This is a genomic window from Cetobacterium somerae (assembly GCF_022430525.1).
Lineage (GTDB): Bacteria > Fusobacteriota > Fusobacteriia > Fusobacteriales > Fusobacteriaceae > Cetobacterium_A.
Genome location: NZ_CP092520.1, coordinates 43,028 through 55,633 on the forward strand (window position 1 = coordinate 43,028; position 12,606 = coordinate 55,633).

Consider the following 12,606-nt stretch of genomic DNA (forward strand, 5'->3'; position numbering starts at 1 on the left):
AATTTATTCTCCTTTAAAATTTAATACTTCTTCAAGAGTTGGTATCGATGTTTGAGCACCAATTCTAGTAACAGATATAGCAGCAACCTTAGTTCCTCTATCAATAGCTTCTTCAAAAGTTAGACCAGAAGCAAGTCCATTTACAAAACCACCAATAAAACTATCTCCAGCAGCAGTTGTATCAATTGCTTTAACTTTGTAAGCTGGGAATGATCTTCTCTCTGTTTTACTTATAAACATACATCCCTTACTTCCTAAAGTAACGATAAGTCCTTTAACACCTTTGTCTAAAAGTATGTTAGCAGCATTTATTACACTTTCTTCATCAGTAACAGGTATTCCAGATAAAATCTCTAACTCTGTTTCATTTGGAATTATATAATCAGAATTTGAAATAATCTCTTCATCCAATTTATTAGCAGGAGCTGGATTTAAAATAGTTATTTTTCCAAGCTCTTTAGCTTTTTTTAATGAATATTTAACTGTTTCCATTGGGATTTCAAGTTGAGTAACAAGAATATCACAATTTTTAATAGTATCTAAATGTCTATCTATATAAGAATTATCAACTTCATAATTAGCTCCAGGAACAACAATAATTCTATTTTGTCCATTATCTTCTACGATAATTTTAGCAATACCAGTCGCTTCATCACAATACTCGATATTAGAAACATCTACTCCATCTTTTTTCATAGAATCTAGAAGAATATTTCCCATACCCTCTTTTCCTATTTTTCCTAGCATAGAAACTGGAGATTTCATCTTCCCCATAGCAACAGCTTGGTTAGCTCCTTTTCCACCAGGGATTTGCATGAATTTCTTACCTAAAAGAGTTTCACCACCACGAGGTGCTCTTTCGCAAATTGTAACTAAATCCATGTTAATGCTTCCAACAACAACAATTTTTTTCATGTTAAAATCTCCTTAAAAAATAATTAATGTGATTAAATAGTGTACACAATAAGTTTAAAAAATACTCGATACCTTTAATTTAGCACACTAAAAAAGTAATGTCAATAAAATAAAAACTGAAACTTTGTGAAAAGTTTCAGCAATTATTAGTATTATTTAGTTGGAATAGCCACCTCAACACGGTTTTCATATGCATTTTTTAGTGCACCTAAAATATCTCCATGACTATCTCTTAAACTCATTGTAGCTCCAGCAGTTATATCAGCAACCTCTTTTTTTTCAGCTTCAGTTAATTTACTATATTTTTCTTTATCTTTATCATTTCTACTATTTTCTTTTAAAGGTCTTCCGTTAACATCTGAGTATAGCTTTGTGAAAATAATTTCTAACTCTTCAACTGTTTTACCTTTAAATTTCTCTTGGAAAAAGTCCATTTGTTCATCCCATTCATTTTTAGGGTTCATTCCATAGGCAGCTCCACGTTCTCTTTTAGTTTTCCAATTATCAACTTCATTAGCTATGCTAGCAGGAGTATTTTCAGTTTTACCAATAACTTTTTTAGTTTTATGATCAGCTAAATTATGACCTTCAGTTCCAGGCCACCCTGAAAAATGTGGCATGCTTTCTCCATCGTAATTTGGTGTACTAACTTCTAAGGCATCAACTACGGCATTTATAATTTTTCCATCAGAATCGAAAAGTACAGCAGCATCTACGTAGTTGAAACTATAAACTTGTTGTCCTTCACTATCTTTACCAGGACCAACTCTAAAGTTTGTTGAATGTCCTAAACCTTGGTAGATTTTAGTTTCAGCAGCAAAAGATGAAATTGATCCACAAAGTAAAAGAGCTGAAAGAGATAGTGGTAACCATTTTTTTATCATTAAAATCACTCCTTTTGGAAATAGATTAGTTTCTAAGTAGTACGTATATACCTTATTTTTTTTGAAAAAACAAGAAAAAAATTTTTTCTAAAGGATTTATTAATAAAGAAGAGAATAATGTAGCATGAAAACAATTAAATACAGGAGGAGTGTTATGTTGCATAGAGTAAAAGTTTGTGAGGAGAAGGAGGTTTCCAAATGGATGATTTAAAGAGTAACAAGCTTGGATTTTGGAGTATTTTCTTTTTGGGGATAAACTCAATAATTGGGTCAGGGATTTTTCTTTTACCAAATAAAGCATACGCTGATGTAGGATTAGCTAGTCTAATAGTAATTTTAATAAATGCTGTGTTAGCACTGTTTTTAGCCCTTTGTTTTGCTGAAACAGCAAGTATTTTTGATAAAAATGGTTCATCTTTTGTGTATGCAAAAGAAGCATATGGAAACTTTGTAGGTTTTGAAATTGGAATTTTTGCTTGGTTCATAGGTATTGTTAGTTGGGCAGCAGAGATTCAAGGTTTTTTAACGGCATTTGGTGGAATATATCCTATAACCATTGATCCATATTATAATAAATTATTTGTAGTAGGTATTGGAGTTTTCTTAGGAGTACTAAACTACTTAGGAGTTAAATTTTCAAAAATATTAAATAATCTTATAACTGTAAGTAAGTTATTACCTTTAATACTATTTGTTTTTGTAGGAATATTTTTTATAAAGGGACCAGATTTTTTTCCATTGATTCCTAAGATAGAGCTAGGTCTTTCAACTGGAAATTTAGGAGTTGCCACTTTAGTTATATTTTATGCATTTACTGGATTTGATTTATTGGCAGTAGCAGCAGAAGATATGCAAAATCCAACAAAAAATTTACCTAAAGCTATAATATGGGTTATGATATTCTGTTCTATTTTTTATCTGATGGTTATGGTGGTTTGTATAGGTTTATTAGGACCTAAGTTAGGAACAACTTCAGTTCCGATAGCTTCAGCGACAGCAGCAGTATTTGGAAGTTCTGGATTTTTATTTATAACAATAGCTACTTTGGTTTCTATTGGAGGAATAACAATAGCTTTATCATTTATTGCACCAAGATCAATTCAAGCTTTAGCAGATAGTAAATATGTACCTGAAATTTTTAATAAAAAAGGTAGATTTGGAACAGCTGGATTTGCAATTTTATTAACAACAGCAATAACTATTAGTTTAGCTCTTTATGGAAACTTTATATTTTTAGCAAGCCTTACAGTTATAGCTCGTTTAATTGAGTTTATATCTACGGCAGGTTCTGTTTTAGTTTTTAGAAAAAGAAAGTTAAAAGCACAATATAAAATTCCATTAGGACCGATTATTCCAGTAATAGCTATAATATTATCAATATGGTTATTAAGTCAATCGTCACATGAAAATCTACTTTTTATTATAATAGGATTTATAATTGGAGCTATATTATATGTAACTTATGCTAAAAAACAAATGGAGAAACAATAAAAATAGGAGGATGCATTCGCATCCTCCTTATTATTTTATAAGTATTATTTAAATTTTGTTTCTCCATCAAGAGTTAAGATAGCTCCGTATAAATCAGGTCTTCTATCTCTAAATAATCCCCAGAAAGCTCTATAATCATCAATAGCAGCTAAGTCTAATTCAGCTATTGCAAAACCTTCAGAATCTCTGTCCATCTCTGAAATTTTAGCACCAGTGTGATCAGCAATGAAAGATGATCCATAGAATTTAACTCCTATCTCATCAACATGCTCTTGACCTGTTCTGTTAGCACAAACTAATGGAGTTAAGTTTGCACCTGCATGTCCTTGCATAACTCTTTGCCAATGGTCTTTTGTATCCATAGTAGGGTCACTAGGTTCTGATCCAATAGCTGTAGGATAGAATAGGATTTCAGCTCCCATTAAAGCCATACATCTTGCTGATTCAGGGAACCATTGATCCCAACATATAGCAACACCAATTTTAGCATATTTAGTTTCCCAAACTTTAAAACCAGTATCTCCTATATTAAAATAGAATTTTTCTTGATACCCACTTACATCGTGAGGGATGTGACTTTTTCTATAAATTCCTAAAATCTCTCCATCAGCATCTATGATAGCTATTGAATTATATCTTGCACCATGTTTTCTCTCGTAAAAACTTATTGGAAGAACAACTTGTAATTCTTTTGCAACTTTTTTAAAATGATTAACTGCTGTATCTAATTCTAATTCTGTTGCAAATTGCATGTACTCAGCTTTTTCTTTTGCACAGAAGTAAACTCTTTCAAATAATTCAGAAAGTAAAATTATTTGAGCTCCTTCAGCTGCTGCTGCTCTAACTTGTGTTTCTGCTTTTCTTATATTTTCATCAACATCCCATCCTAGAGACATTTGAACTGCTGCTACTTTAACTTTTCTCATATAAATCTTCCTCCTTTAACTAAAAACTTTTTCCATAAGGCATTTGTTGAGTTATACAGTGAACACATCCACCACCAATAATGATAGGCATTCCATCTATAGGAACTACTTTTCTATCAGGGTAAGCTTTTTGAATAGCTTCTAATGCTTTTTTATCTGTTTCTTCAGCGTCTCCACCAAAAGTTGGAACAATAACTGCTCCAGTTACAGGTAAATAGTTTATATAACTTAATGTAAGAAGTTGACCATCATAATATCTAATAGGAGGTTTTTCAATTTCAATAATTTCAAAAGGTAGTCCACTTGATCTATCTTTAAATTCTCTTAATATTTTCATATTTTCTTGGAAAATCTCGTAATCAGGGTCTTTTTCATCGTAACAAGCTTGAATTATAATAACTCCAGGTCTAACAAAACATGCTGTATTATCAACATGGCCATCAGTTAAATCTCCATATAAACCAGATTTTAACCAGATAACTTGTTCACCACCTAAATATTCTTCTAATAAGTTAGTTACTTCCTCTTTTGTGAATCTAGAGTTTCTAGAACCAGTAAGTAAAGCAGATTCTGTTGTTAAAATAGTTCCTTGTCCATCTGAGTGGATTCCTCCACCTTCTAAAGCTAATGGAGAAGTAAATACTGGAACATCATAAAATATTCCTAAATGATAAGGAACTTTACTATCGTTATAGTGTGTTTGATATTTTTCACCATAAGAAGTAAATCTCCATTTAACTGCTGCTACCTCTTGGTCATCGTTTAGTAAAAAAGTGGGACCATTATCTCTAACCCACGAATCGTCTATTGGTAGACATAATACTTCTACTTTTTCTCCACACATTTCTTTAACTTCATGTAGAAGTTCAGGAGGGGCAATCATAACTAACTCCTCAAATTCAGCAATAGCTTTTGCTACATTAGCATATCCTTTTCTAGCCGCTTCAATTCCATCAGGCCAAAGTGGAGTTCTACTATTTTTTCCATCTCTAACAGGCCATTGCATAAAAGTACGTCTTCTTTTTTCCCACTCTCCAGGCATTCTATAGCCAAGTTCTCTAGGTGTTTTACCACAAGTTCCAAACATAATACTAACCTCCTTGATAACGATATTGATTTAAAAATAAATCTAATTACCATAAATCACTTGCATTATTCATTTTATTTTTGGGATTTCTTTTTTATTTTGTGAAAAAAATTTATACTTATCCTTAAAAAGATACAAAATTTCAAGGAAAATGAGTTGGAAATCTGAATATTTAAATAAATAATAAATAGGAGAGATATATATGGATAATCTTAGGGAGGATTTAACAGTTATCAATGAAAATGACATTTTATATTTAGCAAGTTATGTAGGAAAATTGATACTGGAATCTGGTGGAGAAACCTATAGAGCAGAGGATATGGTAGATAAAATATGTAATCACTATGGTCTTGAATCAAATTCATTTGCAGTTTTATCTAGTATTTTAACAACAATAAGAGGAAGAGAAAGAAGATTTTTTACAAATATAGAGAAAATAAGGATGAGAACTATAAATGTAGAAAAAATTTCTAAATTAAGTTCTTTAGTAAGAGATATAGATAGTTATACTTTTAAAGAGTTTCTTGAAAAAGTAAAAGAGATTGATGATGAAAAAGCATATGGATTTCTTTATGTACTATTAGGAAATTGTATTGCAGCAGGAGCTTTTGCATATTATTTTGGTGGAGATAGGGGAAGTTGTATTGCTTCAGTTATTGGAGCTATTTCAATATCATTTTTAGGCTATTTTGCTGCAAAGCTAATGATAAATAAATTCTTCTTGAATTTAGTAGGAGGTATGGTTTGCTCTTTCTCAGCTTACATATGTTTTTTGTTTGGGATAATTCCTGAGATTTCAGTGACAATAATTTCAACATTAATGCTATTGGTTCCTGGAATTGCTTTTACAAACTCTATTAGAGATTTGATAACAGGAGATTTAGTTTCAGGAATTGCAAGAGGGGTGGAAGCCTTTATGGTAGGAACTGCTTTAGCAATAGGATCTGGAATAACTTTATCCATTATAAAAACACTAGGAGGATTACTATGAGGGTAATAATAATTCAGGTTATATCATCAATTGTTGCAACCTATGGTTTTGGGATAATATTTAATGTGAAAGGAATGAAAAATTTATATGGTAGTTTTGGTGCTGGAATAGGCTGGTTAGTGTATAGCTTATTGAGTGAAAAAGGTTTTACATATTTCATATCTTATACAGCAGCATCTTCAACTATAACAATATATTCTGAAATTTTATCGAGAAGATTAAAGGTACCAACAGTTTCATTTTTATATCCATGTATGATTCCTTTAGTTCCAGGTGGAGGAATATATTATACGATGTACTATATAGTACAGGATAGTATATCTAAAGCAGTAGAAAAAGGAATAGAAACATTTATTATATCGGGATCAATTGCCATTGGAATTCTAACAGTCTCAACATTTTCACAAATTTATTATTATATAGTAAAGAAAAAAGCAAAAGAAAATTTATAAAAGGAGTTTATTATGGGGATTTTAAAAGTTTATATATTAGCTATTTTAACTGGATTTGTAACAGGTCTTATAACAATACCCTATAGATGGATGATAGAAAAATCAAGTTATATAAGAGATATGATTTTTAATTTGAACAATCCATTATACTACTTAATTTTAGGGTTTATTGGAATATATATTATAGGTATTTTAATAAGTAAGATGGTAGAGGATAGTCCACTGATTACAGGAAGTGGTATTCCTCAAGCAAGAGCACAAATTTACGGAAGAATAAAAGTAAAGAATCCAATAAAAAATTTAGTTTTTAAATTCTTAGGTGGTGTTTCTGGAATTTCAGCAGGATATTCACTTGGAAGAGAAGGTCCTTCGGTACAAATGGGAGCACTTATTGGAGAAACGGTGTCTCAAGTATTTAAAGTAGATCCCGTTGAGAGAAAATATTTAATAATGAGTGGAGCAGGTGCAGGATTATCATCAGCCTTTACAGCACCATTAGCTTCCGCAATTTTTATAGCTGAAGAGTTACAAAAATATTTTAATTCAAGACTAACAATTTTTTCTTTTTTAGGTTCGATAGTTTCAGGATATATGGCGGCTAAGTTTTTTGTAAAAAATGATTATCTAGATATAGTTGTAAACTATCCACAAAACTTAAACTATTTTGAATATTTCTATATTTGTATAGCTTTTGCAATATTTATAAGTTTAGTAGGTAAAAGTTTTTCTTTTCTTTTAATTTATTTTCAAAAATTAAATAGGAAAATAAAATTATCAAAGTATATTAAAGTATTTTTTTATACATTAATGGTTATAGTAATTGGAATTTTTTATAAAGATTTAACTGCTGGTGGAGAAAGCTTTTTAATAAGAGAGGGAATGGTTAATGACCTTTCTATTGGTGCTTTAATATTTTTTATAATTTTAAAATTACTATTTACAACACTATCTTATTCTACTGGATTTCCTGGTGGTATATTTTTACCTCTTTTAGTGATTGGAGGATTATCAGGAAAATTGTTTGGATTAATTTTGTTATATTTTAATTTAATTGATATTAATAATTTGGGAGTATTTATATTTTTAGGAATGGCTTCAGCCTTTGTAGTAGTAGTTAGATCACCAGCTACAGGAATTATTTTAATATTAGAAATGACATGGGATTTTACACTTCTTCCAAGTATGGTTATTGTAGCTGGATTAGCATATACAGTTAGTAATCTATTAAAGGTAGAACCAATATATGATTTATTATATAAACCTTTAATTGAGAATGACAATAATAATGAAATTGTAGATTTAGTTTTTGAAGTGGGAAGCGAATCATATTTAATAGGAGAAGAGATTGGAAAAATAGATTTGCCAGGAGATCTTAAAATAAAAGCTATCGAAAGAAGAGGAGAAATTATAAAAATTGATGATACAACTACAATAGAGAAAAATGACATAATAGGAGTCCCAACTAAGAAAAGAGATATTGAAAAATTTTATGATTCTTTGAGATCTTTAGCTCAAGAAAATTAGAAAAAAATAAAACTAAAAAAGATATAACTTTTTAAGAAGGAAATGTTCTTCTAAAAGTGAACAATAGAGTGACAATAATAAAAAATATTTTATAGGAGGGTTTGATTATGGCTACTAACACTAGTACAACTAACAAACAGTTGACACTATTTGGATTCTTCACAATAACAGCCTCAATGGTTATGGCTGTTTATGAATATCCGAGTTTTGCAACTTCAGGATTTTCATTACTTTTCTTCTTACTATTTGGAGGATTATTTTGGTTTATTCCAGTAGCACTTTGTGCAGCTGAAATGGCAACAATTCCAGGATGGGAAACAGGTGGGGTTTTCACTTGGGTTTCTGAATCTTTAGGTGAGCGTTGGGGATTTGCGGCAATATTCTATCAGTTTTTTGAAATAACAGTAGGTTATATTCCAATGCTTTACTTTATTAATGGTTCATTATCGTACCTATTTGATTGGCCAGGATTAAATGTAAATCCACATCTAAAATTAATTTCAATTTTAATTGTATTTTGGATTTTAACATTCTCACAATTAGGTGGAACTAAATACACAGCTAAAATAGCAAGAATTGGATTCATATTTGGTATTGTAATTCCTGCAATAATCTTAATTGGTTTAGCAATAGCTTACGTTGTGGCTGGAAATCCAGTACATATGGAAGTTAGCTGGAATTCATTCTTCCCAGATTTTACTAATGTAAACTCATTGGTTATATTGGTATCATTTATCTTGAGTTATATGGGGGTAGAAGCATCAGCTTCCCATGCTAACGAGATGGCTAATCCTAAAAAACAATACCCAATAGCTGTATTTATGTTAGTTATCATAGCTATCGTTATAAGTTCTGCAGGTGGATTATCAATAGCTACAGTAATTCCAGTAAATGAGATAAACTTAAGTGCAGGAGTTAACCAAACTTTTGCGATATTAATTAATCACTATGGAAGTCATTTAGATTGGATTGTTAGAATTATAGCAGCATTTATTGGACTTGGAGTTTTAGCTGAAGTAAGTGCATGGATAGTTGGACCATCAAGAGCTATGTATGTTGCAGCACAAAAGGGTATTTTACCTCCAGTGTTTAAAAAAGTTAATAAAAACGATGTACCAGTTCCTTTAGTAATGTTCCAAGGAGTTATCGTAACTATTTGGGCGATTGTTTTAACACTAGGTGGTGGAGGAAACAACATGTCCTTCATGACAGCTATGTCTTTAACAGTTGTTATTTACTTAATGACATACTTCCTATTATTTATAGGTTATTTAACATTAGTTTTAAAAAGAAAAACAACAGATGCTCAAGCTGGATATCAAATTCCAGGTGGAGTTGTATTTAAATGTATTGTTGGTGCAATTGGATTCTTAACATCACTATTTGCATTTATTATATCATTCTTCCCACCAGATAATATTCCAGGTGGAAACACTGGGGAGTATGAAACTATTTTAACAGTAGGATTTATAGTAGTTTTAGTTCTTCCATTTATAATATATGAGTTTAGAGATAAAAGAAATGCAGTTGCAATAGATCCAACAAGAATCACAACAGAAAATGCTCCTGAGCACCACTTCTTTGGACATCCTAAAGCAAGAGGAGAGTTCCATATTACTCCTCATCCAGATGATGTTATGAATCAAGATGTAGAGCCTAAAAAAGTTGATGATCAGAAACAAGTTGAAGAAAAAAAAGAGGTTGAAACTAAACCAGAATCTAATGAAGAAAAAGAACAAAAATAAAAGTTCTTAGACATGGAGGCAAAAAAATGAATCAAGATGTATTAAGTAAAATAGTAGAAAACAATAAAGGTTTAATATCTCAAGGAGCTGTAGCAACATATATCCCAGAGTTAGCTAAAGTAAGTAAAGATTACTTAGGTGCAGTTATTGCATTTCCAGATGGAACTATGTTATCAGCAGGAGATACAAAAGTTAGATTTGCTATAGAAAGTATATCTAAAACAGTTGTTTTAGCTTTAGCTCTATTAGATAATGGAGAGGAAGAAGTATTTAAACACGTTCATAAAGAGCCTTCAGGAGATGCTTTTAACTCAATAAAAAAATTAGAAACAGAACCTGATCACTTACCAAGAAATCCCTTTATAAATGCAGGAGCTATTATGACAGCTTCTCTAATAAAAGGAAAAGATCCAGTAGATAAATTTAATAGAATTTTAGAATTTATGAAGAAAATAAGTGAAGATGATTCTTTAGAATTAGCTACAGATATTTATTTAAGTGAAAAAGCTACTGGAGATACAAACAGAGGTTTAGCTTACTATATGAAAGGACAGGGAGTTTTAAGTGGAGATGTAGAAGAGATTCTAGATGTTTATTTTAAGCAATGTTCAATATATGTAACTACAGAAAGTTTAGCTAAAATTGCAAGATTCTTTGCAAATGGTGGAGTTTTATCAAATGGAGAGAGAGTTATTCCTAAAAAATATGCACAAATAGTTAGTGGTTTAATTGCTACTTGTGGAATGTATGATCAAAGTGGAGAATATCTTGATAACATTGGAATTCCTGGAAAATCAGGAGTTGGTGGAGGTATAATTTCTCCAGTATCAAGTAAAAAAATAGGTGTAGCAGTATTTGGACCAGCTTTAGATGCTGAGGGAAATAGTGTTGCAGGTATGGGAATAATGAAAGATATCTCAAAAGAGATGGAACTAGACATGTTTTAAAAAACTAAAAAGGTCTCTTAATTAAGAGACCTTTTTAAAATAGGAGGTATTCTGTATGTTTCAAGGTGTAATACATGGAAATGTAGCCTTTATGGTAATAGCAACAGTATTAGTGTTTTTTATGACTCCAGGATTAGCATTTTTTTACGGAGGATTAGTAGAGAAAAAACATTCCCTAACTTTAATGTTACAAATTTTTATATCAATTGGAGTTGTAACTTTAATGTGGATTTTTGGAGGATTTAGTTTAGTATTTGGAAATACAATAGGAGGAATAATTGGAGATCCATTCCAATTTATGAATTTTAAAGATATAATTTTTCAAGTCAACACTAAGTATGGATTAACAATTCCATTTTTAATGTTTTTTATGTATCAATTAATGTTCGCAATAATAACTTTACCGTTAATGACAGGATCTATAGTTAATAGAATAACTATGGGAGCTTGGTTAAAGTATCTTGTTATTTGGATGATTTTAGTTTATTTCCCTGTAGCTCATTGGGTATGGGGACAAGGATTTTTAGCTAAAATGGGATTTGTAGATTTTGCAGGAGGTACTGTAATCCACGTTTCAGCAGCTTTTTCAGGATTAGGAGCTCTTTGGGTTCTTGGGAAAAGAAAAGTTATAACTGGAAAAGGACCTTTTAATATGGGACTTGTGGCAGTTGGAGCTGGGATACTTATGTTTGGGTGGTTTGGATTCAACGCAGGAGGAACTTTGGCAGCTGCAGGAACAACAGCGATTGTATTTACAAATACTGGTGTAGCTTGTGCAAGTGGTATGATTGTATGGGCAATAATGTCATATTCTGAAAAGAAAAAGTTTTCATTTTTAGATCCTTTAGTTGGAGCTGTTGCAGGACTTGCAACAATAACACCAGCATCAGGTTATGTAACACCACCATCTGCATTATTAATAGGAGCATTAGCAGGAATTGTATGTTTCTATGCAATAAAAATACCAAGAAAAATGCAATGGGATGATGCTCTAGATGTATGGGGTGTTCATGGTGTTGGAGGATTTATGGGAACTGTATTGATTGGACTTTTAGCAAATGGAATGGTAAATGAAGTTTCAGCTAGTTCTCATCAATTATGGATTCAATTATTTGGAGCAGCATTAGTAGGAGTATATTCTATAGTTGTTTCATATTTAATAATGAAATTTTTAGATAAAACTTCAAATATTAGAGTAACAAAAGAGCAGATTGAAAAAGGATTAGATGAAAGTTTATTAAATGAAAAATATAGTGATGACTAAAAAAAGCTCTAAGTGATTAATTCACTTAGAGCTTTTTTATTTATGTTTTTCTATTTCCCAACTCATAATAGTTCTAATAATAACTATTAGAAGCACTAGCACAATATTTTGCAAATCTCTTAAAATAATAGTATCAACAATATCAGCAATGATTAAAAATTGAAGACCTACTAAAATGTACTTATCAAAAGTTTCTCTCATTATTTTATTGAAACTAAGAGCTTCTTTATTTGTAAATAGGATTTTAACACTTTTTAAAAACCCAAAGCAGATAACTCCTATAGACAAAGCTGTAAAAAAGAAAGCTAACCAGTGCAATAAAATTTTAAAAGAATCCATAATATAGTGTTCAAAAGTAAGCATAAAATCCACCCCTTAAT

Annotated in this window: 12 protein-coding genes; 7 read left to right on the forward strand and 5 right to left on the reverse strand. The window is 30.8% G+C overall.

What is annotated here, in order from left to right; translation table 11 throughout:
• Positions 1 to 3 precede the first annotated feature (3 nt).
• Positions 4 to 915: a ribokinase gene (gene rbsK, locus MKD34_RS09295; RefSeq protein WP_240220972.1), complete on the reverse strand. Its 912-nt coding sequence runs from the start codon at positions 913 to 915 to the stop codon at positions 4 to 6.
• A gap of 152 nt (positions 916 to 1,067) precedes the next feature.
• Positions 1,068 to 1,799, reverse strand: coding sequence for an FMN-binding protein (locus MKD34_RS09300; RefSeq protein WP_240220974.1), 732 nt, complete (start codon positions 1,797 to 1,799; stop codon positions 1,068 to 1,070).
• 198 nt (positions 1,800 to 1,997) lie between these two features.
• Here MKD34_RS09300 and MKD34_RS09305 point away from each other — a divergent pair, with 198 nt between their 5' ends.
• Positions 1,998 to 3,290 carry an APC family permease gene (locus tag MKD34_RS09305; protein ID WP_240220976.1) on the forward strand — a complete coding sequence of 431 codons (1,293 nt, stop codon included), beginning with the start codon at positions 1,998 to 2,000 and terminating at the stop codon, positions 3,288 to 3,290.
• 44 nt (positions 3,291 to 3,334) lie between these two features.
• On the opposite strand, the gene aguB is transcribed toward MKD34_RS09305, so the two are convergent.
• Both aguB and MKD34_RS09315 read right to left on the reverse strand, forming a co-directional pair.
• Positions 3,335 to 4,216, reverse strand: a complete 882-nt coding sequence (gene aguB / locus MKD34_RS09310) for an N-carbamoylputrescine amidase (protein WP_240220977.1) — start codon at positions 4,214 to 4,216, stop codon at positions 3,335 to 3,337.
• A 19-nt stretch (positions 4,217 to 4,235) separates the two neighbouring features.
• Positions 4,236 to 5,303, reverse strand: a complete 1,068-nt coding sequence (locus MKD34_RS09315) for an agmatine deiminase family protein (protein WP_240220979.1) — start codon at positions 5,301 to 5,303, stop codon at positions 4,236 to 4,238.
• Between the two features lie 202 nt (positions 5,304 to 5,505).
• On the opposite strand from MKD34_RS09315, the gene MKD34_RS09320 reads away from it, so the two are divergent.
• From MKD34_RS09320 to MKD34_RS09345, 6 genes are all read left to right on the forward strand, one after another.
• A complete protein-coding gene (locus MKD34_RS09320; RefSeq protein ID WP_240220981.1) occupies positions 5,506 to 6,294 on the forward strand; it encodes a threonine/serine exporter family protein in 789 nt (262 codons plus the stop codon).
• The gene (locus MKD34_RS09325; protein ID WP_240220983.1) at positions 6,291 to 6,746 is read left to right on the forward strand and encodes a threonine/serine exporter family protein; all 456 of its coding nucleotides are present in this window, start codon (positions 6,291 to 6,293) and stop codon (positions 6,744 to 6,746) included. The genes MKD34_RS09320 and MKD34_RS09325 overlap by 4 nt, the downstream gene beginning before the upstream one ends.
• Positions 6,747 to 6,758: 12 nt before the next feature.
• On the forward strand, positions 6,759 to 8,270 hold the full coding sequence (locus MKD34_RS09330; RefSeq protein ID WP_240220985.1) for a ClC family H(+)/Cl(-) exchange transporter: 1,512 nt from the start codon (positions 6,759 to 6,761) through the stop codon (positions 8,268 to 8,270).
• Between the two features lie 107 nt (positions 8,271 to 8,377).
• Complete coding sequence (gadC, locus tag MKD34_RS09335) at positions 8,378 to 10,015, forward strand: glutamate:gamma-aminobutyrate antiporter (protein ID WP_282441582.1); 1,638 nt, start codon at positions 8,378 to 8,380, stop codon at positions 10,013 to 10,015.
• Between the two features lie 26 nt (positions 10,016 to 10,041).
• Positions 10,042 to 10,962: a glutaminase A gene (glsA, locus tag MKD34_RS09340; protein ID WP_240220987.1), complete on the forward strand. Its 921-nt coding sequence runs from the start codon at positions 10,042 to 10,044 to the stop codon at positions 10,960 to 10,962.
• A gap of 55 nt (positions 10,963 to 11,017) precedes the next feature.
• Positions 11,018 to 12,226, forward strand: a complete 1,209-nt coding sequence (locus MKD34_RS09345; RefSeq protein WP_240220989.1) for an ammonium transporter — start codon at positions 11,018 to 11,020, stop codon at positions 12,224 to 12,226.
• A 36-nt stretch (positions 12,227 to 12,262) separates the two neighbouring features.
• On the opposite strand, the gene MKD34_RS09350 is transcribed toward MKD34_RS09345, so the two are convergent.
• Positions 12,263 to 12,589: a DUF1622 domain-containing protein gene (locus tag MKD34_RS09350; RefSeq protein WP_240220991.1), complete on the reverse strand. Its 327-nt coding sequence runs from the start codon at positions 12,587 to 12,589 to the stop codon at positions 12,263 to 12,265.
• Positions 12,590 to 12,606 lie beyond the last annotated feature (17 nt).